Raw genomic sequence first — 22,126 nt, 5'->3', positions numbered from 1 at the left:
GAATCCAGCCGCCGTATCGGCCGACGAGGCGTTGGCGCAGCCGGGTGCCTGCAGGGCGACCTGACGGTCGCCCTGCAGGCCTGCCTCACCGATTGAGCACGGCCACCGGTGCCGCAGGTGCTTCGCCCTGCTTCCAGCCGCCCAGCGCCTTGTACACACCGACCACGCCGACATTCACCGCGGCCTCGGCCTGCGCCAACGCATCGTCGGCGGCCAGCTGGGTGCGTTGCGCGTCCAGCAGGGTCAGGAAGTCTTCCGAGCCCTCGCGGTAGCGGATCTGCGCCAGTTGCTCGGCACGCCGCGCCGCATTGGCCTGCTCCACCACGATCGCCAGGCGCGCCTGCTGGCGGCCGTAGCCGATCAAGGCGTTCTCGGTGTCTTCCAGCGCCAGCAACACGGTCTGCTGGTATTGGGCCAAGGCACCGTCGGCCTGCGCCTTGCTGGCACGCAGGCGGGCACGCACGGTGCCGAAGTCGAATGCCGCCCAGCTGATCGACGGGGTGATCGACCAGGCCTTGCCGCTGCCCTCGGTCAGCCTGGCCGCGTCGCCGGACAGGAAGCCGACAAAGCCGCTGACGCTGATGCGCGGGAACAGATCCGCGGTGGCCACGCCGACCTGCGCGGTGGCCGCGGCCAGGCGACGTTCGGCGCTGCGCACGTCCGGGCGCTGACGCAGCAATCCGGCGGTATCGCCCAAGGGCAACGCACGTGCGAACGCGGGCGTGGTGCGCGCTACCAGGGTGGCGTCCAGGGCATTGGGCGGCTGGCCGAGCAGCACCGCCAGGCGATGGCGGTACTGCGCCTCGGCGGTTTCCAGCAACGGAATGTCCGCCTCGATCGCCTTCAGGCGCGCCAGGCTGCTCTGCACATCCAGTTCGCTGCCGGCGCCCAGGTCCCAACGCGTCTGCGTCAGCCGCTGGGTGTCGTGCAGATTGGTCAGCGTGCGCTTGGACACCTCCAGCTGCTTTTGCGTACCGCGCAACTCGAAGTAGTTGCGCGCCACTTCGGCAGCGACGGTGACCTGCACGTCGAGCAGACCGGCCTGCTCGGCTTCCAGATCCGCACGCGCCGCTTCCGAGGCGCGCCGCTGGCGGCCGAACAGGTCCAGCTCCCAGGCCGCATCCAGGCCCAGGTTGGTCTGCTCGGTGAGGAAGCGCTGGTTGCCGGCAACCACCTGCTGCTGTTCGCGTCGATCGAAGCTGCCCTGCGCGGTGATGTGCGGGGCCTGGTCGAGGCGACGCTCGACGAACACCGCGCGTGCCTGCTTGACGCGCGACACGGCGATGCGCAGATCGTGGTTGGCGAACAAGGCATCGCGCACCAGTTGTTCCAGCACCGGGTCGTCGAACTGCGACCACCAGTTACCGACCGGCGATTCGCCGCTGAAGGCCGCATCCTGCGCGCCCTGCAAGGTCACCGCGGCCGGCGGGTCGGGCCGGTAATCCGGCCCCACCGCACAGCCGCTGAGCACCAGCGCAGCCAGTGCCACGCTCAGAAAGGTTCTTACCATGGCAACACTTCTCCCAGATGCGTAAAGCTGCCGGTGGCGCCGTGCGCGTCGAGCAATGCCATTTGCACGCTGCTGTGCGCGCCCTGCTCCACCTCGATCTCGCCGCCGCCACCGTTCATGTCGGTTTTGACGTAGCCCGGATGCACGGTGTTGACCTTGATGGCGGTGTCGCGCAGCTCATGGGCCAGGTGCACCGTCCAGCTGTTGACCGCGCTCTTGGAGGCGTCGTAGGCGGGAATCTTGAAGTCGTAGATCGGCGAACCGGGCTGGGTATGCAGGGTCAGCGAGCCGAGCATGCTGGACACATTGACGATGCGCCCGGCCAGCGAGCGACGCAGCAGCGGCAGGAACGCCTTGGTGACGCTGACGACCGCGAACAGGTTGGTGTCGAAGGTGCGCTTCCACACCTCCAGGCTCTGCTGCGACGGCGTGCGCTGCATGTCCTCGATCATGATGCCGGCGTTGTTGATCAGGATGTCCAGGTGGCCATGGCGCTGCTCCACCGTGCCGACTGCCGCAGCGATGCTGATGTCGTCGTTGACGTCGAGCTGGATGGCCTCCACCGGCAGGCCTTCGGCCTGCAGCTTGAGTGCGGCGGCGACGGCATCGTCGCGCTTGCGCCCGGCCAGCAGCGTATGCACGCCGGCCTGGGCCAGTTGCCGAACGGTTTCCAGGCCGATGCCGCGGGTGGCGCCGGTGACCAATGCGATCTTGTGGTTGCTCATTTCAATGTCCTTGTACTGCGAATGGGAATTGGGGACGACGCACTCACGCCTTGACGTGATCGTGCGCGACGGTGGCCGGTGCAGCGGGTTCGCGACGGGTGACCCACTTGCGCAGCGCCACGTAGAACACCGGGGTCAGGAACAGGCCGAACAAGGTCACACCGAGCATGCCGGCGAACACGGTGATACCGGTGACCGAGCGCACTTCGGCGCCGGCGCCATGCCCGAACACCAGCGGCACGGTGCCGGCGATGAAGGCGATGGAGGTCATCACGATCGGACGCAGACGCAGGCGGCAGGCTTCGAGCGCGGCCTCGACGATGCCCTTGCCGTGCATTTCGAGTTCTCGGGCGAACTCCACGATCAGGATCGCGTTCTTGCACGCCAGGCCCATCAGCACCACCAACCCCACCTGCACGAACACGTTGTTGTCGCCGCCGGTGAGCCACACGCCGAACAATGCCGACAGCAAGGTCATCGGAACGATCAGGATCACCGCCAGCGGCAGCGTCCAGCTTTCGTACAACGCAGCCAGCACCAGGAACGCCAGCAACACCGCCATCGGGAACACGATCAACGCCGAGTTGCCCTGGGTGGATTGCTGATAGCTCAGGTCGGTCCACTCGATGTTCATGCCGTTGGGCAACACCTTCGGCGCCATGCCGGCCAGCGTCTGCATCGCCTGGGTGGAGGAGAGCACGCGCGGATCCGCTTCACCGATCAGGTCGGCCGCCGGGTAGCCGTTGTAGCGGATCACCGGATCCGGGCCGTAGGTCTGGCCCAGCGTGACCATGCTGCCGATCGGCACCATCTGCCCGCGATCGTTGCGGGTGCGCAGGTTGGCGATGTCTTCGACGCTGTCGCGGAACTGTCCGTCGGCCTGGGCGATCACCTGATAGGTGCGACCGAAGCGATTGAAGTCGTTGATGTAGGACGAACCCAGATAGGTCTGCAAGGTGTCGAACAGGTTGGTCAGCGGCACGCCCTGCGCCTTGGCCTTGTCGCGATCGACCTTGGCGTCGAGCTGCGGCACATTGGCCTGATACGTGCCGATCGGGAACTGCATGCCCGGCGTCTGCGAGATCGCACCGGACATCGCATTGACCGCACTCTGCAACTGGCCATAGCCCAGACCGGCGCGATCCTGGATGTACAGCGAGTAGCCCGAGCCCTGCCCCAGGCCCAGGATCGGCGGCGGCATGAACGCAAACGCAAAACCCTGCTGGATCTGGCTGATGCGGGCGTTTATCTCCGCATTGATCTGCGCCGCAGTGCGGCTGCGCTGGCTGAACGGCTTGAGCGTCAGGAACACCGTGCCGGTATTGGGCGTGTTGGTGAACTGCAGCGGGTTCAGGCCCGGGAACGCAATCGCGTGGTCCACGCCTTCGGTCTGCAGCGCGATCTGGGTGATCTGACGGATCACTTCGTTGGTGCGTTCCAGCGAGGCGCCTTCCGGCAACTTGGTACCGGCAATCAGGTACAGCTTGTCCTGGGTCGGAATGAAGCCGCCCGGCACCACCTTGAACATGAAGCCGGTGACCACCAGCAGCAGCACATACACCGCGAACACCGCGCCACGCTTGCCCAGGGTGCGCGAGACCGCGCCCTGGTACTTGTGCGAACTGCTGTTGAAGAAGCGATTGAACGGACGGAACAACCAGCCGAACAAGCGATCGATCAACCGCGACGGGCCGTCCTTCGGTGCGTCATGCGGCTTGAGCAGCATGGCGGCCAGTGCCGGCGACAGGGTCAGCGAATTGATCGCCGAAATCACCGTGGAAATGGCGATGGTCACCGCGAACTGCTTGTAGAACTGGCCGGTCACGCCCGACAGGAACGCCATCGGCACGAACACCGCGCACAGTACCAGCGCGATGGCGATGATCGGCCCGGACACTTCGCGCATCGCCTGATGCGCAGCAGCCAACGGGGCCAGCCCTTCTTCGATGTTGCGCTCGACGTTTTCCACCACCACGATCGCATCGTCGACCACGATGCCGATCGCCAGCACCAGGCCGAACAGGCTCAGCGTGTTGATCGAAAAACCCAGCAGGTAGAGCGCGGCGAACGTACCGACCACCGACACCGGCACTGCCAGCAACGGAATGATCGAGGCGCGCCAGGTCTGCAGGAACAGGATCACCACCAGCACCACCAGCAGCACCGCTTCCAGCAGCGTGTGCACCACCGCGCTGATCGAGTCGCGCACGAACACGGTCGGGTCGTACGCAGCCGACCACGCCATGTCCTGCGGGAACTGCTTTTCCAGCTCGGCCATCTTGGCGCGCACCGCATCGGACAATTCGATTGCGTTGGCACCCGGCGACTGGAACACGCCCATGCCCACCGCGTTCTTGTTGTCCAGCTGCGAGCGCAAGGTGTAGTTGCCCGCGCCCAGTTCCAGACGCGCCACATCCGACAGCCGCACGATCTCGCCGCTGTTGCCGCTGCGGATCACGATGTTGCCGAATTCTTCTTCGGTGGTCAGGCGGCCCTGCGCATTGATCGACAGCAAGAAGTCGCTCTTGTTGGGCATCGGCTCGGCACCGAGCTGGCCGGCGGAAACCTGCACGTTCTGCTCGCGGATGGCCGCCACAACGTCGCTGGCGGTCAGCCCGCGCGCGGCGACCTTGTCCGGATCCAGCCAGATGCGCATGGCGTAATCGCCGGCACCGAAGATCTGGATCTGGCCCACGCCCGGCAGGCGCGACAGTTCGTCCTTGACCTTCAAGGTGGCGTAGTTGCTCAGGTACAGCGAGTCGTACTTGCCCTTGGGCGAGGTCAGATGCACGACCATGGTCAGCGTCGGCGACTGCTTCTGCGTGGTCACGCCCTGGCGCCGTACGTCCTCGGGCAGACGCGCCTGCGCCTGACTGACGCGGTTCTGCACCTGCACCTGCGCCTGGTCCGGATCGGTGCCCGGCTTGAAGGTCACGGTGACCACCAGCACGCCATCGGAGCCGGCGACCGACTTCATGTACATCATGTCTTCCACGCCGTTGATGGCTTCCTCAAGCGGCGTGGCGACGGTCTCGGCGATGACCTTGGGGTTGGCGCCAGGATACACCGCACGCACCTGCACGCTCGGCGGTACCACTTCCGGGTACTCGCTGATGGGCAGCAGCGGCATGGCGATCAGGCCGGCAGCGAAGATGATGATCGACAGCACCGCGGCAAAGATCGGCCGGTCGATGAAAAAACGGGAAAAGTCCATTGGGGTGGTCCTGAAAGAGGTTGCCGCCGGGTGGCGGCGCGGCACAGCGGCCCCGAACCGGCCTTGTTTCAAGGCCGGTGGTCACGGACGCGATGCAGCGATGAATCAGTTCGAGGCGGTGCGCTTGTCCGGTGCGGCGGCCATGGCCACGGTCTTGGCATCGACCGGCATGCCAGGCATGAAGATCTTCTGCACGCCATCGACCACCACTCTGTCGCCGGCGGCCAGTCCCTTGCGCACGATGCGCAGGCCATCGGCATTGCGGCCCAGCTCGATGTCGCGCCGTTGCGCCTTGCCGTCCTTGTCGACCACGTACACGTACTTGCGGTCCTGATCGGTCAGCACGGCCTTTTCGTCGACCAGCATGGCCTTGAACTGGCCGCTGCCCAGCAACTGCACGTGTGCATACAGGCCTGGCGTGAACTGGCGCTGCGCGTTGTCCAGCACCGCGCGCACGCGGATGGTGCCGGTGCTGCGGGTCACCTGGTTATCCAGGAAATCCACGCGCCCGGTGTGCGGGAAGCCCTGTTCGCCGACCAGGCCGATGCGCACCGGCAACTCGCCGCCGCGCGCATCCGGACGCTCGCCGTTGCGGGCCATCTGCGAATAACGCAGGAAGGTGCCTTCGTCGGCATCGAAGTACACGAACACCTTGTCCAGCGACACCAGCGTGGTCAGCACGCTGGCGCTGTCGCTGGCGGTGACCAGATTGCCGGCGGTGACCATCGCACGCCCGGCGCGGCCATCGATCGGCGCACGCACGCGGGTCCAGTCCAGGTTGAGCTTGGCGGTATCCAGCGCGGCCTGCGCGGCCAGCAGATCGGCCTCGGCCTGATCGGCGGCAGCGCGGCGCTGCTCCCAGGTCTCGGTCGAAATGGCCTGCTGGTCCGACAATTTGCGGGCGCGTGCCGCTTCGCTGCGGGCCAGCGTGGACTGCGTGCGTGCACGCACCAGCGCCGCGTTGGCGCGCGCGAATTCGGCACGGTAGCTGCGGTCGTCGATGCTGAAGAGCACATCGCCCTTCTTCACTTCGGCGCCTTCGACGTAGTTGACCTTGTCGATGTAGCCGGACACGCGCGGACGCAGCTCGACGCTTTCCACCGGCTCGATGCGGCCGCTGAATTCGTCCCACTGGCTGATCTCCTTCAGCAACACCGGGGCGACGCTGACGCTGGGCGGCGGCGGCGCGCCGGTCTCGGCAGCCTTGCTGCCGCAACCGGCCAGCACAACCGCGAGTACGGCGCCCGTCAATACAGTACGCAAGGGAAAACGGAACGGGGTGGCGTTCGGGGTCATGGGGAAATCTCTCGGGTGGGGATGGAAAAATGCAGACCGGCGAGCCGGTCGGCCGAAGGAGCGGCGTGCAGGCGACGGCTGACGGTCACGATGGCTTGCCCGGGCTGGCCAGGCCCGGCGATCAGTGAAACTGCGGCACGGCCGACATCCACGGCGCGGATCCATTCCGGACACGCGTCCTTGGCACGGCCCGGCGTACACACCGGCTGCTCGACCGACAGCAGGTGCACGCGGACGCCGAGCGGCTTGGCTTCCTCGTGCAGGACCTGGGCGAGCATGCGGGTGGCGGCAGCGGCGATCGAAGTATCGCCATGCGCGGCCCAGGCCCGCAGCGCGCAGGGGCTGCCCAGCAACAGGTAGCGGCCACCGCCCTCGGCCTCGGCCAGCAGCGGCAGCAGATGCCGCGCGGCCGCCAGGTGCGGCAGCACATCGCGCTCGATGCGGCGACGCAGCGCAGTGACCGGGCGGTCCAGCAGGCGGCCGGCCTTGAGCGGGCTGCCCACGCTGGCGATCACCGCCGCCAGCGGACGCGGGCGCTGGGCCAGTTCGCCGGCCAGCGCCTGCGCCGAAGCGTCGTCGGCGACCGAGCCCTGCAAGGTTTCCAGCAGCGGTGTATTGCCATGCTGCGCGCGCAGCGCGTCGAGCTTGGCGGCGTCGCGTCCAATCACCAGCACCGGCATCCGGGCATCGAGCAAGGCGGCGACGATACCGGCGCCGACATTGCCCGCGCCGCCGATGACGGCCGTCTCGGATTGGACCATCCCGGTCATGGGACTTTCACTCCCGACATCGGGACAATTCCGCGCTGCGCCAGACGCGCCGACAGTCCAGTCCGCTGTGTCGGAGCGCCGCCGGCCTGACGCCGGGGCGATGCCGAAAAAGCGCGCGAAACGCCGGTACGCGGGCTTCTCGCCGTGGAAATCACTGGATCGAAGGCACCTTCGATGGCGCTACGCGATGTCGACGACAAGCCGAAAACATTGCACAACCACATGGCCGTGCTCCTGCATGGAGGGGATGCCGCATAAGTTAGGCCCCAAACCAGCACTTGATTAGTCCGGATTTAGGGGAATAATCGTCCCGTAAGCGGTCTAATCCCTCCTGACCCCCGGAAGGCAGTCCCCATGACTCACGATCTCAACGACACCCTGATCTTCGTCAAGGTGGTCGAACAAGGCAGCTTCATCGCCGCCGCCAACGCGCTCGGCCTGCCCAAGACCACCGTCAGCCGCAAGGTGCAGGAACTGGAAACCCGCCTGGGTGCCCGCCTGCTGCACCGGACCACGCGCCGCATCGGCCTGACCGAAGCCGGCTCGGTCTATCACGAACATTGCCAGCGCATCGCACGCGAACTGGAAGAAGCCGAGAGCGCCGTCGGGCAATTGCAGTCCGGTCCGCGCGGCTGGCTGCGCTTCACCGTGCCCTACTCGCTGGGCATCACCTGGATCGCGCCGTTGCTGGGCGAGTTCCATGCGCAATACCCGGAAATCCAGCTGGACATGCATCTGGGCAACGAGAAGCTGGACCTGATCGGCGGCGAAGCCGATCTGGCACTGCGCGTCGGCGCGCTGCCCGATTCCAATCTGGTGGCGCGCAAGCTCGGCAGCCTGCGCACGCAGGTCTTCGCCAGCCCGTCCTACATCGAGCGCTATGGCGAGCCGCTGCATCCGGACGAGCTGCAGTTCCATCGCACGCTGGCGCTGCGCAAGAACCGCAACGTGCACAACAACCGCTTTTTCTGGTCGCTCAGCGACGGCAGCGATGTGCGCGATTTCCCGGTCAATCCGTTGATGGTGGCCAACGATCCGGCTGCGCTCAATGGCGCGGTGCTATGCGGCGAAGGCTTGCTGTTGACCGGCGATGTGATGGCCAAGCCCTTCGTGCAATCGGGTCTGGTGCGCCGGGTGCTCGCGGGTTGGACCGGGCCGGAGGTGGACTTCAACGCGGTGTTCGCCGGCGGCCGCCTGGTCTCGCCGAAAGTGCGCGCCTTCGTGGATTTCCTGGTGACGCGGATGAACTTCGACGCGGACTACATGATGGCGCAGTGCCCCGCGCGTCTGGCCGCGCAAAAGGCCGACAACGATGCAAAGATCGAGGTCGGCGCAGACGCGGAACTGCGTGCAGAAGGCAAGCGCATCCTGGAAAACGTCACGGCGTAGTTCGCACTCGAATAGTCGCCTAACGGGGCACCCTCGTCCCCCTCAGGACAAGGTGCCCGAAGGGCGATGGGGAGACGTTGCCCGTACAAGCGAAAACGTCCCGGCTGCTACAAATCCCGAATCCCGAATCCCGAATTTCTGCAGGGGTGTCGGTTCCATCCGGCGCAGGTACTGCTTGTCGCCGCGAATCACCATGACCGCTGTCGACCGATGCAATCTTGAAGCAACCGCGCGCGCGCTTTAGCGTGGTCTGGAGATCCGAAGCTGCGTTGGTCAATGCCTAGCGATAACGTCCAGCTGCAAGTCAAAAGATCAGTCGGTCGAGTGCGCGGTGCCCTCACCGCTTGCGGGACACGCCGTGAATCCGTCCATGGAGGCTCCTCGGCGGCATCCATGCCGCCGAGGGTCCCGCAACCGGCAAGGACACCGCACCAGAGAGTTGGTCGGCTGCTTTTTTAAAGAGTGTTGCTCGGCTTGCGATAGCAGATGCGACGTTTGTAGCTTGCGTGTTGAAAGTCCGTTTGTTGCTCGGTTTGCGACGGGAAAATGGCGAGAGGTTGATCGAACACTTAGTGCTCCGAGCAACCTACGGCTTGCCTTGCTTGCAACCACGCACACCGACCATCCCGACAGGTCCTTGCCCGCCCACCGTCGCGGGACCTTACGCGGCATGGATGCCGCGTAAGAGCCTACACGGACGTACTTGCGGCGTGTCCCGCGAGGGTGGGCGGGCAAGGACCCTGCAGAAAACCCTCAGATCGGCAGCTTTGCACCTGATGCGCCTGATCAGAAAATTCGCAGCGCAAAAAAACAGGCCGCTTTCGCGGCCTGTCTTGCTTACCCATCGCGGCTCGTCAATCGACTCGCCACGATTCAGTGCGGCAGACTCAACGCATGCCCGTGTTGTTCCCGGCACCCTCCGAGCGCAGCGGGATCAGGCGGATTTCGACGCGGCGGTTCTGTGCGCGGCCGGCATCGGTGCTGTTGTCGGCGATCGGGTAACGCTTGCCGGCGCCCATGGTTTCCATGCGCTCACGCTGCACGCCTTGTGCGGTCAGATATTGCGCGACCGCGCCGGCGCGTTCTTCGGACAGACGCTGGTTGACCGCGTCGCTGCCGACGCTGTCGGTGTGACCGACCACTTCCACCATGGTCTGGTTGTACTCGCGCAGTGTGGACGCCACGCCATTGAGCGCGCTGTAGAACTGCGGCTTCAACGCAGACTTGCCGAAGTCGAAGGTAATGCCGTCGGGCAGGTTCAGGGTGATGTTGTCGCCCTGGCGCTGCACTTCGATGCCGGTGTTGGCGGTGCGCTCACGCAGTGCGCGCTCCTGGCGATCCTGGTACTGGCCAACCGCCGCGCCACTGAGCGCGCCGATGCCGGCGCCGACCATCGCATGCTGACGACGCTCGGTGGCGCTGTCGCCGGTCAGCAGACCAGCGGCCACGCCGATCGCGGTGCCGATCAGCGCGTTGCGGCCGGTGCGGTTCTGCTGTTGGGTCTGCTCGCCGTACTGGTCGCGCTGCACATACGAGCCGCCGGTGGCGCAGGCGGACAACGCAATGGCGCTGGCCAGGGCAACGGCAAGGCTCTTGGTGGCTGCTGGGGACATGGTGTTCTCCTGTGGCCGGACCATCCGGCACTCAATCGTGTCGGCGAGGATAAACAGGCCACCGCGACTGGCGCATGATGAAACCGACCGCCGATCGCACGCGGCTAGTGCTGCATTCAGGAAAACGTTTTCTGCGTGGACAGCACCATGTATCCGCGTCACGCATTCGATGATGTACGAAACAAGCGTCGCAGCACACGCATGCAACGCCTCAGCCTTGCACAAGAGAACACGCAGAAGCGAGCATCAGCTGACCACGCAATCAGGAGGTTGCTCGCCCTGCCGCGCGCCTAGCCGCGCGTTTTTGCATACGCCGCCAGCGCCGCATCGCGGCCTTCGGCCAGGCCGATGATCGGCGTGCGCGGATACTCTGGTGCCAGCCGCGCCAGCGACAACGGATGCAGCCACGGTGCGAAGCACTCTTTCACCGCAAGCTTGCCGAGCTCAGGTACCCAGCGCGTGATGTAAGCGGCCTGCGGATCGAACTTCTCCGCCTGCGTGACCGGATTGAACACGCGGAAATACGGCGCCGCATCGGCGCCGGTACCGGCCACCCATTGCCAACCCAGGGTGTTGTTGGCCAGGTCCGCATCCACCAGCGTGTCCCAGAACCAGCGCGCGCCTTCGATCCAGTGCACGCGCAGATGCTTGCACAATAGGCCCGCCACGATCATGCGCACGCGGTTGTGCATCCAGCCGGTGTGCCAGAGCTGGCGCATGCCGGCATCGACGATCGGAATGCCGGTGCGGCCCCGCTGCCAGGCCTGCAATGCGACCGGGTCTACCTTGGCCCAGTCAAAGCCTTCGAAACGCGGGTTGAGATTCTGGTTGGTGGTGTCGGGAAAATGGTGCAGCAGGTGATACGCAAAATCGCGCCAGCCCAGTTGACGGATATAGCCGTCGATCTCGGCACCGTTGCGTGCGTTGCGATTGGCTTCCAGCGTGCTGGCGATCCGCCACGGCGCGATCTCGCCGAAGTGCAGATGCGGCGACAACTGCGAGGTACCGACCCGGTCGGGCCGGTCGCGGTTTTCGCGATACCCGGACAGCGCGCCGTCGATGAAGATCTCCAGCATCTCGTGCGCGCCGGCCTCGCCGGGCTGCCAGTGTTCCCAGAAGCCTCGGTCCCAGTCCAGCGCCGGCAGCAGCCCCAGCGTGTCCAGCGCAGCGCTCTTCAAGTGCGCAGGCAACGGCGGCAGGCTGCGCGGTGCCGGCACGGCAGCCGGCAATTGCAGTTGCGTAAGCGCATTGCGCCAGAACGGGGTGAACACCTTGTACGGGCCGCCCTGCTGCGTCGTCAACTGCCACGGTTCGAACATCAGTGCGGAGTTGCAGCTCTGCACTTCGATCCCGCGCTCGCGCAGGCTGCGCTTGATCTGCGCATCGCGCGGCTGCGTGGCCGGCTCGTACTTGCGGTTCCAGTACACCGCCACCGCCTTGGTCTGCGCGATCACCTCATCCAGCACCTGCGCGCTGTCACCGGCGCGCAGCACCAAACCACTGCCGAGCGCGCGCAGGGCCGCATCCAGCGCCGCGAGCGAGCGATGCCGCCAGCTCCGCGAGGCGGCGCCAGGCGTCCACTCACCCTCTTCGTGCGGCGCATCGATATACAGCGGAATCGGCTGATGCCCCGCATCCAGCGCAGCCTGCAAGGCCGGGTTGTCCTGCAGGCGCAGATCGCGACGGAACCAGACGATGGCGTAGGACATACAAGCTCGGCAGCGGCGATGAGGCGCGCAGCATAAGCCAGCAGATGCAAGGATGGCGCGATGCCGCAGCGACGGATTGTCGCCCGGCATCACGCAGGAGGTTTATTCGAAACTGCCCACCGAATCGTGGGCCAGATTGTCGAACCGGGTGTATTCGCCGAAGAACTTGAGCTTGCACGACCCGGTCGGCCCACCGCGGTGCTTGCCGATGATGATCTCGGCCAGGCCCTTGTCCGGCGAATTTTCCTTGTTGTAGTAGTCGTCGCGATAGATGAACACGATCATGTCCGCGTCCTGCTCGATCGCGCCGGATTCGCGCAAGTCGGCCATCACCGGGCGCTTGTCGGTCCGTGTTTCCAGCGAACGGTTGAGCTGCGACAACGCAATCACCGGCACGTTGAGCTCCTTGGCCAGGCCCTTGAGCGAACGCGAGATTTCCGAAATTTCGGTCGCGCGGTTTTCACTGTTGCCCGGCACCGACATCAGCTGCAGGTAGTCGATGACGATCAGGCCCAGGTCGTGCTCGCGCTTGAGTCGGCGGCACTTGGAGCGCAGCACTTCCGGCGACACGCCCGGCGTGTCGTCGATGAAGATCTTGGTTTCCTTCAGCATCTTGATCGCGCCGGTCACGCGCGCCCAGTCCTCGTCTTCCAGCGCGCCGGTACGCAGGCGTTGCGCATTGATGCGGCCATTGGACGAGATCAGGCGCATCGCCAGCTGCGATGCCGACATTTCCATCGAGAATACCGCCACGCCCTTCTTGGATTTGATCGCGGCATATTCGGCGATATTCAGCGCGAACGTGGTCTTGCCCATCGCCGGACGCGCGGCCAGGATGATCAGGTCGGTCGGCTGCAGGCCGGAGGTCATCGCGTCGAAATCGTTGTAGCCGGTCGGCAGGCCGGTGATGTTGCCGCCGTTTTCGAAACGGCTGCGCAATTCCTCAAAGGCGTCCTTCAGCGCGCCCGGCATCGCCACGAAGTCGGTGCGCCCGCGCGCGCCGGCCTCGGCGATCTTGAACACCGCCTTTTCCGCCGACGACAGCAACTCTACGCTGTCGCGCCCCTCCGGCTGGAAGCCGTCGTTGACGATGGTGGTGCCCACTTCGATCAGCTGCCGCAACACCGCCTTGTCACGCACGATCTCCGCATATGCGGCGATATTGGCTGCCGAAGGCGTGGTGCTGGCCAGCTCGATCAGGTAGGCGCCATCGCCGACCTGCTCCAGCTTACCCTGCGATTCGAACCACTCGCCCAGGGTCACCGCATCGAAGGGGCGGTCCTTCTCGTTCAGTTCGCGAATCGCACGGTAGATCAGCCGGTGATCGCGGCGGTAAAAGTCGTTTTCGGTCAGCTGGTCATTGACCCGGTCGAACGCATCCGGCGCCAGCATCAACCCGCCGAGCACGGCCTGCTCGGCCTCGACCGAATGCGGCGGTACCCGCAACTGGTCAAGCCGCGGCTCGGGACGATCGTAATCGTCGTCGTCGCGATCGCGATTGCGCTTGGAACGGAAACCAGGACGAGCGGACATGGACAAACAGACCTGACGCGAGGGAGACGAGGGCAGGAAGCATAGTCATCGGCGGCGCCGACGACCATGCACAACTCTGTGGATAACTGGTGGACAGCCGGTGCATCACCGTTCTACGCGGCGGCTGTCGCAACCGCCGAGACGCTTGCTGCGCCGGGGTTTGCACCGCGTCACCGGTGCCGGTTGGCGGCTGTCTCCAGGCCCAACGCCGCTGTGGTCAACTCAACGCTTGGACTGTTCGACCAGGCCCAGGAAGGCGTCGACGAAGCCCTGCAGGAACTTGCGGCTGTCGGCGTTGGCGACCTGGTCGTCGGCGCCGAACAGGCCGTCCTTGTACTGCAGGAAGACTTCCGGCTGGCCAAGCACCCGCATGTCCAGATACGACAGCACATTACGCAGGTGCTGCTGCGCGGTGGCGGTGCCGATCGCCCCGACCGAGATGCCGACCACGGCGGCCGGCTTGCCCGCAAACGCGCTGTCGCCGTAGGGGCGCGAGCCGGTATCGAGGGCGTTCTTGAGCACGCCGGGAATCGAGCGGTTGTACTCCGGGGTGACGAACAGCACCGCGTCAGCCGACCGGATCTGTTGCTTCAGCCGCGTGCCCTCAGCCGGGTAATCGCCATCATGGTCCTGGTTGTACAGCGGGATGTCGCCGATCTCCACATACTCGAACACGGCCTTGTCGCCGGCCAGATGCTCCAGCGCATGCGCCAGTTGGCGGTTGTAGGACGCGGCACGCAGGCTGCCGACCAGCACGGCGATGGTGATCTTGCTCATGGGGAACGCTCCATTGGGGGAATCAGCGCCCGACTCTAGTGAGCCTGGCGCTCAGACCCGGTGAAGCGCGCCTGCCTCAGCGGCCGATCGCGGCGCGTTGGGCGCGCCAATGCACCTGCCAGGCCTGGAACATCAGCACCGTCCACAGGTGCGTATGCCATTTGCGCTCGCCGCCGTTGAAGTCCCGCCACAGCCCGGCCACGGTGTCGGCGGCGAACACGCCGTCGCGCTCCAGCGTGGCGTGCGCCAGCAGATCGTCGGCCCAGCCGTGCAGGTCGCCACGCAGCCAGGCACTGACCGGCGCGCCGAACCCGCGCTTGCCGCGGTAGACCATCGGGTCGGGCAGATAGCGGCACAGCACGCGCTTGAGCAGGTACTTGCTGACCCCGTCGCGGTACTTCAGCGACAGCGGCAGCGACCAGGCGAACTCGGCCACCCGCCAGTCCAGCAGCGGCGCGCGCGCTTCCAGCCCCACCGCCATCGTGGTGCGGTCCACCTTGCACAGCAGATCGTCGGGCAGATAGGCGGCAAAGTCGGCCAGCATCATCGCGTCGGCCGGCGTGCCGGAACCGTGCAGCGGGTCGGCCAGGCTGTAGAAACTGTCTGGCTCGGTCGCGCCCAGCACCACCGCGGCCGGATCGCGCCAGCGCGAGATGCGGTTGCGGTAGATGTCGCCGATGCCGCGTGCGCCGGCCTCGGCCACCAGCGCGGCCAGGCCGCCAGTGCGCGAAGACTCGCCGTTGCGGCGTGCCGCCAGCGCCATCAGCCGCCGCAGCGGCCCCGGCACCAGCCCATGCATGCGCCAGTTGCGCAGCGCACGCTGGTACCGGCCGTAGCCGAAGAACAATTCGTCGCCGCCATCGCCGGACAGCGCCACCGTCACCCCGCCGCGCGCCAGCCGTGCGACCAGCGCGGTCGGCACCTGCGAGGCATCGGCGAAGGGCTCGTCGAACATGCCCGGCAGGGTCGGCACCACCGCCAGCGCGTCGGCGCCGCTGACATACAGCTCGGTGTGGTCGGTGTGCAGATGCGTGGCCACTTCGCGCGCCAGCGGCGCTTCGTCGTGATGCGAACCTTCGAAGCCGATGCTGAAGGTGTGCACCGGCTGGGTGCTCTGCGCCTGCATCATCGCGGTGACGATCGACGAATCGGTGCCGCCGGACAGGAACACGCCCACCGGCACGTCGGCCACCATGCGCAACGCCACCGCATCGCGCAGCAATGCGTCGAGCTGTTCCTCGGCCTGTGCATCGCTGCCGGTGAACGGCGCCGCCAGCGCGCGCTGCATCGCCTCGCGCGCGTTCCAGAACGGCTGCTGCGCCTGGTCCGGCCGATGCGCCGCCGCGCCGGCCGCCACCATCTGCGCATCCAGCCGCAGCACCCGCCCTGGCATCAACTTGAAGGTGCGCTCGTGGATGCAGGCCGGCGCCGGGATGTAGCCCAGCCGCAGCAGCAAGGTCAGCGCATTGCGATCGACCCCATTATCGAAGTCCGGGTGCTGCCACAGCGCCTTGAGTTCGGACCCGAACACCAGGGTGTCGCCGGCCCAGCCGTAGTACAGCGGCTTCTTGCCGACGCGGTCGCGGGCCAGATACAGGCAATTGTCGCGCTCGTCCCACAACGCCAGCGCGAACATGCCGTTGCAGCGGGTCAGGGTGTCGTCCAGCCCCCACTCCACCACCGCCGCCAGCAGCACTTCGGTATCGGAATGACCACGGAAGCGGTGCCCGAGTGCGGACAGCGCCGCGCGCAGTTGCGCGAAGTTGTAGATCTCGCCGTTGTAGGCCAGCACATAACGGCCATCGGCCGAGCGCATCGGCTGATGGCCCAGCGGAGACAGATCCAGGATGCTCAGGCGTTGATGCGCCAGCGCCACGCCGGCCTGCGCATCGCACCAGGTGCCGGCATCGTCGGGGCCGCGATGACGCAAGGCCGCGCCCATCGGCCGCACCAGCGCATCGAGTTGTTCGCCATGCATGCGTGGCGAGGCCAGCAGCAGTCCAGCCAATCCGCACATCGTCAGTGCTCCTGCCGGCAGCGCATGCCGCTCATGCCGTCACCGCGCCGGGCGCAGGCGCCGGCATCGCGATAAAACCGGGTACTGCCTGCACGCGCTGCAGCCAGGCACCGATCGCCGGCCAGCGCTCCAGATCGAAGCCGCCGTCCTCGGCGCAATGGGTGTAGGCAAACAGCGCGATATCGGCGATGCCGTAGTCGCTGCCGGTAAACCAGCGGTGCTGCTGCAGATGCTGCTCCATCACGGCCAGCGCCTGCTCGCCGCGGGCGCGCAGCTGCGGCAGTTCGGCGCGGCGCGCGGCATCGCGCGGCGTCCACAGGCTGATGAACCGCGCCACCGCGACATACGGCTCATGGCTGTATTGCTCGAAGAACATCCAGCTCAAGGCCTGCGCGCGCTGCCACGCGTCGGTGGGCAGATACGGAGTGCCTTCGGCCAGCCAGAACAGGATCGCGTTGGATTCGGTCAGCACGCGGCCGTCGTCGCGCTCCACCATCGGCACCTTGCCGTTGGGATTCTTGGCCAGATACGCGGGCGTGCGGGTTCCGCCGGCGACGCTGTCGACCTCGACCCAGTGATAGCGGCTGCCCAGTTGCTCCAGCAGCAGGCGCACCTTGTAGCAGTTGCCGGAACTGGACATGCCATGGACGGTCAACGGGGGACGCACGGTCGACATCAAGCTGGCTCCGCGGCAGCAACGAGGGGCTGGCAGTGTCACAGCCCCGGGGGCCTTTGCAAAGCCCTGCACCGATTCTGCTGCAAGGCGTGGCCGCGGTTGCGTGCGCTGCCGGCAGCGCGGCTCAGCGCATCACCACCAGCGCCACCGGCACACCCAGCACGGCGACCAGCATGCCCAGCACCGACAACGTCAATGCCAGCGCACCGAAGGCCCGCGCGCGTGCGCAGCCGGTCGCACCGGCAACCGCCTGGACCGCAGCGATCGACCACCACAGCCCGCCCAGCAGCAGCATCAGCACCGCCATGGTCACCTGCGCCAGCCCGGCCGGATCGTGCACACCGGTTCCGAACAGGACGATATCGCCGCCAACCGCGGCCAGTGCCGCCAGCAGGCAGACCAGCCATGGCAAGGCACTGCCCAGCAGCGCCGGCAGCAACACCGCAAACTCCGCAGTGCCGCCCATCCAGCGCAGCATCCACTGCAACAGCACGCAGCCCGCCAGCGCGATGGCCAGCATGATCGCCACGGCGATGGCGTGCACCCACAACGGCTGCGGAGACACCCACATCCAGCTCGAGAGCACCAGGATCAGGCCGAACACGCACCACGCGCTCCAGCGCGCGCCGGCCTGCGTGTGCAGGCGCTGCGCAACGGTGTGCGGATCGAACAGCATCCCGCCCAAGCCGCCGCCGCGCCACCAGGCCAGGCATGCCAGCACCAGCACGATCAGCGCCAGCAGCGCGGCCAGCGGATAGACGAAGAAGTGCATCTCCAGCGGCTGTCTGCGCGGCTGCGGCTTGAGGTCGTGATTGAAGTACAGCAGGTCGCGGGCACGCTCCATGTCGGCGGCTGCACGCTTCACGCCGCTGGCGGGAATGCGGTCGGACAGCCGCTGCCACTCGCCGACGATGACGATGCGTCCTTCGTGCGTGGAGACCGTGCGCGAGAACCGGAACCACGGGTTGGCGACCACCTGCGTATCGGCTTGCACCCGTACCGCCGGGTCGACCCGCACCCGCACCGTCTGCCGCGCCAGCCGCGGGCCGCCCAGCGCCAGCGGGCTCTTGCGCGCCGCCGTGGGCAGGGCGTCCATCCATTCGCCGAGCTGGAACAGCGGAAAGCCCAGCTCGTCGCCCTCGTCGGTCGGCCACTCCAGGCGGTAGGCCTCGTGCGTACGCACGTTCAACACATCGGCCGCGTCGATGGTCGGCACGCCGACCTGGGTCAGCGCGGTGTAGTACTGCTGCATGAATTCCAGGTAGTGCTCGCCGACCGCCTGCGCACCGTTGTCGTCGAAGCTGGTCGCCACGCGCTCGCCGCGTCCCTGGCGATACGTGGTGTCCACGGTGAAGGTCGCCACGCGCTGCGGCTTGCGCAGCGAGATCACGACCTCCTCGTCCACCTCGACCTGCGGCAGCGTCGGCATCGGCGATGGCACCGCCACCAGATCGCGCTGCCCGGCCGCGACCGGCAGGCCACGCACGAACGGCAACGGCCGGCGTTGCGCCAGCGGGCCCTCTTCGCGGTCGCGCGTGGCATCCACCCATAACTCGCCCTGCGGCAGGTGCGCGCGCACCACCACGTGGTCGAACGCGTAGGGACTGGGCAAGCGCAGATCCAGCCCGTGGCCCTTGTCGCTGCTGACCAGCACCGGCTCGGCGCGGATGCCGGCCAGCTGCAGCAGCGCGATCAACAGCGTCGCCTTGTCCTTGCAGTCGCCGTAGCGATTGCGCAGCGTCACTTCCGGTGTATGCGGCGCGTGGGAGTTCTCGCCCATGTCCAGGCCGACGTAGCGGATCTCGCCCTGCACGAAGGCCACTGCACGCAGCAGTGCACCCTGCGGGTCGTCGCGGCGCAGCTGCAGGTTCTGCACCATCCCGTCGGCAACGCGCGCGTCCTTGAACGCGTGCGGATACAACTGCGCTGCCCATGCCGCCACTGCCGCCCAGTTGCCGGCAGTGGAGACTTCGATCCGGCCATACGGATCGACATCCTCCGGGGTGTCCTTTTCCTCCTGCACGGCGGGCAGGTCGCGTGCGGAGATGTCCAGTGTCGCCACATCGCCGGTGCGGCTGACGTTGCGGCTGAAGCCGGGCGCAGTCACCCGCCACTGCAATCCCATGCCGGCCGGATGCCGCACCCGCACCCGGCGCTCGCCCAGCGCTACGCCATAGCGCGCATCGAACACGTCGTAATAGCCCTTGCCGAACACCGGATTGCTGCCGGTGATGGTCACGCCGTAATCGACCCGGTCGCCCACGCGCAGGTCCGGCAAGGTGATCGACAGCGTCAGCGCGCCATCGATCAGACCGTCTTCCAGTCCGCTTTCGCGGCGCAACCGGGCGTAGTGCGCCTGTTTGCGCATGTCGATACGCTTGCCGTCGCGCCAGACCTCCAGGCTGTTGAGCGCCAGCTGCTGGTACTGCGGCTGGTAATCGATGGAGATCTGCCCGGCCTCGTCCAGACTTTTCGCACGCTGCACGGTGTAACTGAGGCGGCGATACGCCTGCGGCGCCGCGCCGGTCAGATCAACCTGGTCGGATACCAGCTCATAGCGCAGCCCGCTGGCACCGGGCACCTTGTCGGGCACCGCATCGGCGATGACCCAGTCCGGTGGCGGCGCCATGCGCGGCGCCTCGCTGGCCTGTGCCGGTGCGATCACGCTCGCAACCACGGCCAGCACGCAACTCATCCAGAACACGCCACGCAGGCGTCGCCTCCCATCCCTGTCGATCAACACCCACTCCTCGTCAAAACGCATTGAGTCCCGTCAGCGCACGCCCGACCACCAACTGATGCACGGTCTCGGTCCCCTCGTAGGTGATCACCGATTCCAGATTCAGCGCATGCCGGATCGCCACATGTTCGGTGGTGATGCCGGCCGCGCCCAGCAGATCGCGGCACTCGCGCGCCACATCCAGGGCCATGCGGCAATTATTCCACTTTGCCAGAGAGATCTGTTCCGGCCGCAGCTGGCCGGCCTGCTTCAGGCGCCCGAGCTGCAGCGCCAGCAGCTGCGCGGTGGAAATCCGCCGCGCCATGTCGGCCAGCTTGATCTGCGCGCTCTGCGTGGCTGCCAGCGGCCGGCCGAACAGGATGCGTTGCCCGCTGTAGGCCAGCGCCTCGCGCAGGCACGCCACCGCCGCACCGATCGCGCCCCAGGCGATGCCATACCGCGCCTGATTGAGGCACCCCAGCGGCGCCTTCAGACCGGCCGCGTTCGGCAGGCGCATCTGCTCCGGCACGTAGACGTTGTCCAGGAACAAGCCCGAGGTCACCGATGCGCGCAGGCTCATCTTGTGCGCAATGTCCTGCGCACTGAAGCCGGCGCTGCCGGTCTCCACCAGAAAGCCGCACACGCCGTCATCGGTATGCGCCCAGATGATCGCCAGGCCGGCAATGCTGCCGTTGGTGATCCACATCTTGGCCCCGTTCAAGCGCCAGCCGTCGCCCTGCCGTACCGCGCGTGTGGTCATCGCGGCCGGATCCGAGCCGCCCTGCGCTTCGCTCAGCCCGAAACAGCCGATCAGGCGGCCGGCGGCCATCTCCGGCAACCAGCGCTGGCGCTGCTCGTCGCTGCCGTAGGCATGGATCGGGTACATGCACAGCGAGGACTGCACGCTGACGAAGCTGCGCAGGCCGCTGTCGCCGCGCTCCAGTTCCTGGCAGATCAATCCGTACGCCACCGCGCCCAGGCCCGCGCCGCCATCGCGGACCGGCAGGCTGGCGCCCAGCAGGCCGAGCTCCGCCAGTTCCGGTACCCATTCGCGCGGAAAGCGCCCTGCATCGAAGGCATCACCGATCGCCGGCAGCACCCGCGTATCGGTGAAGCGCGCCACCGCATCCTGCACTGCCCGCTCTTCGTCGGTCAGCAGCGCACGCACATCGAACAGATCATCGGGGCGCACCGGCATGTCGGCTTCCACTCCAGGAGAAGTGGCGATTATCAGCCAGTTGCCGGCCGAACATGGCGGCGACCTGTTCAGCGCACGGACCTCGTCACCAGCGCCTGAAAACGAAAAGAGCCGGCAATGCCGGCTCCTTTCCTGCCAACCAGCGATCCTGGGCGGATCGCTGCCAGCGGTTTACTGACGCGTGCTGCCCGCATCCACACGAACGCCCCTGTCACCGGCGGTCGAAGCGGTCTGGGTCACCAGCTGACCGTCGACCACCGGCAGGCGATCGCTGGCCGGCTTGTCGTTCATGCGCACGGTCTTCTCGAAACCGTCGTAGCGGTAGGTCACGTCGTAGGCCACCACGTTGTCCGCATCGCCCAGCGAGATGCGCTCGCCCGGCTTGCTGTCCATGCGCATGGTGCCGGTGGTGCCGTCGGCATTGCGGTAGGTCACGTCATAGCCGACCACGCGCGAGGACTGCGAATTGGCATTTTCGGTATGGCACTGGCGCTCGGTGCGATCCACCACGCGGCCGCCGACATGGTTGCGGTCCACCCGGTTACCGACCATGCCGCCACCGACCGCACCGGCCACCGTGGCCAGCTTGCGGCCGTTGCCGCCGCCGACCTGGTTGCCGAGCAGACCGCCGATCACCGCACCGGCGACGGTGCCGCCGACGTTGCCATCGCGCTCGGGCAGACGTTCCTGCACCACCACGTCTCGGCAGACTTCGCGCGGCGAGGAGCTGGTGGTGGTTTCGCGGATGGCCGCGCTGTTGACGACCTGCGCGTACTGCGGCTCGCGCTCGGTGATCGGGGCGACCTTGACCACGTCGGCATATTCCAGACCACGCGGTGCCGGCTCGCCGTTGGCGACGAAATCGCCGGACGACGGGCGATTGTTCATGAAGGCGGCCGTGGCCACGCCTCCAACCAGCAACGCACCAGCAGCGACCAGTATAGTTGTCGTATTGCTCTTCATGATCCAGCTCCGTGCGG

16 protein-coding genes are annotated in these 22,126 nt (G+C 66.7%); 1 reads left to right on the top strand and 15 read right to left on the bottom strand.

The window, feature by feature from the left end:
* Positions 1-85: 85 nt before the first annotated feature.
* The 6 genes from AC1PLS_RS07505 to AC1PLS_RS07480 form a co-directional block, all read right to left on the bottom strand.
* A complete protein-coding gene (locus AC1PLS_RS07505; RefSeq protein ID WP_184434076.1) occupies positions 86-1,510 on the bottom strand; it encodes an efflux transporter outer membrane subunit in 1,425 nt (474 codons plus the stop codon).
* Entirely contained in the window at positions 1,504-2,235 is a 732-nt protein-coding gene (locus tag AC1PLS_RS07500; RefSeq protein WP_016904913.1) for an SDR family oxidoreductase, read from the bottom strand. The genes AC1PLS_RS07505 and AC1PLS_RS07500 overlap by 7 nt, the downstream gene beginning before the upstream one ends.
* Before the next feature lie 43 nt (positions 2,236-2,278).
* Complete coding sequence (locus AC1PLS_RS07495) at positions 2,279-5,449, bottom strand: efflux RND transporter permease subunit (protein ID WP_054592673.1); 3,171 nt, start codon at positions 5,447-5,449, stop codon at positions 2,279-2,281.
* Between the two features lie 105 nt (positions 5,450-5,554).
* Positions 5,555-6,745 carry an efflux RND transporter periplasmic adaptor subunit gene (locus AC1PLS_RS07490; RefSeq protein WP_184434073.1) on the bottom strand — a complete coding sequence of 397 codons (1,191 nt, stop codon included), beginning with the start codon at positions 6,743-6,745 and terminating at the stop codon, positions 5,555-5,557.
* Positions 6,742-7,515 (bottom strand): SDR family NAD(P)-dependent oxidoreductase, encoded by a 774-nt coding sequence (locus AC1PLS_RS07485; protein ID WP_434982530.1) that lies wholly within the window; start codon positions 7,513-7,515, stop codon positions 6,742-6,744. The genes AC1PLS_RS07490 and AC1PLS_RS07485 overlap by 4 nt, the downstream gene beginning before the upstream one ends.
* Positions 7,512-7,739 (bottom strand): hypothetical protein, encoded by a 228-nt coding sequence (locus tag AC1PLS_RS07480; RefSeq protein ID WP_104568704.1) that lies wholly within the window; start codon positions 7,737-7,739, stop codon positions 7,512-7,514. Before AC1PLS_RS07480 ends, AC1PLS_RS07485 begins: the two co-directional genes overlap by 4 nt.
* A 130-nt stretch (positions 7,740-7,869) precedes the next feature.
* On the opposite strand from AC1PLS_RS07480, the gene AC1PLS_RS07475 reads away from it, so the two are divergent.
* Positions 7,870-8,904, top strand: coding sequence for an XC_2801 family transcriptional regulator (locus AC1PLS_RS07475; protein ID WP_054592674.1), 1,035 nt, complete (start codon positions 7,870-7,872; stop codon positions 8,902-8,904).
* A gap of 887 nt (positions 8,905-9,791) precedes the next feature.
* On the opposite strand, the gene AC1PLS_RS07470 is transcribed toward AC1PLS_RS07475, so the two are convergent.
* The 9 genes from AC1PLS_RS07470 to AC1PLS_RS07430 form a co-directional block, all read right to left on the bottom strand.
* Complete coding sequence (locus AC1PLS_RS07470) at positions 9,792-10,517, bottom strand: YiaD family glycine zipper/OmpA-like lipoprotein (protein WP_016902719.1); 726 nt, start codon at positions 10,515-10,517, stop codon at positions 9,792-9,794.
* A gap of 290 nt (positions 10,518-10,807) precedes the next feature.
* Positions 10,808-12,226 (bottom strand): cryptochrome/photolyase family protein, encoded by a 1,419-nt coding sequence (locus tag AC1PLS_RS07465; RefSeq protein WP_481104308.1) that lies wholly within the window; start codon positions 12,224-12,226, stop codon positions 10,808-10,810.
* 102 nt (positions 12,227-12,328) lie between these two features.
* The gene (locus AC1PLS_RS07460) at positions 12,329-13,759 is read right to left on the bottom strand and encodes a replicative DNA helicase (RefSeq protein ID WP_047130779.1); all 1,431 of its coding nucleotides are present in this window, start codon (positions 13,757-13,759) and stop codon (positions 12,329-12,331) included.
* Positions 13,760-13,981: 222 nt separating this feature from the next.
* A complete protein-coding gene (locus AC1PLS_RS07455) occupies positions 13,982-14,536 on the bottom strand; it encodes an NADPH-dependent FMN reductase (RefSeq protein WP_054591582.1) in 555 nt (184 codons plus the stop codon).
* Positions 14,537-14,612: 76 nt separating this feature from the next.
* Positions 14,613-16,553 (bottom strand): asparagine synthase (glutamine-hydrolyzing), encoded by a 1,941-nt coding sequence (asnB, locus tag AC1PLS_RS07450; protein ID WP_481104307.1) that lies wholly within the window; start codon positions 16,551-16,553, stop codon positions 14,613-14,615.
* Between the two features lie 31 nt (positions 16,554-16,584).
* Positions 16,585-17,229 (bottom strand): glutathione S-transferase family protein, encoded by a 645-nt coding sequence (locus tag AC1PLS_RS07445; RefSeq protein WP_180968761.1) that lies wholly within the window; start codon positions 17,227-17,229, stop codon positions 16,585-16,587.
* A gap of 124 nt (positions 17,230-17,353) precedes the next feature.
* Complete coding sequence (locus tag AC1PLS_RS07440) at positions 17,354-19,924, bottom strand: DUF3857 domain-containing transglutaminase family protein (protein ID WP_481104481.1); 2,571 nt, start codon at positions 19,922-19,924, stop codon at positions 17,354-17,356.
* Positions 19,925-19,982: 58 nt separating this feature from the next.
* Complete coding sequence (locus AC1PLS_RS07435) at positions 19,983-21,158, bottom strand: acyl-CoA dehydrogenase family protein (protein ID WP_016902712.1); 1,176 nt, start codon at positions 21,156-21,158, stop codon at positions 19,983-19,985.
* 159 nt (positions 21,159-21,317) lie between these two features.
* The gene (locus AC1PLS_RS07430) at positions 21,318-22,109 is read right to left on the bottom strand and encodes a glycine zipper 2TM domain-containing protein (protein WP_006451921.1); all 792 of its coding nucleotides are present in this window, start codon (positions 22,107-22,109) and stop codon (positions 21,318-21,320) included.
* Between the last annotated feature and the right edge of the window lie 17 nt (positions 22,110-22,126).

It is taken from the genome of Xanthomonas sp. NCPPB 3218 (assembly GCF_056725185.1).
This window is presented reverse-complemented; position numbering and strand designations above follow the sequence as displayed.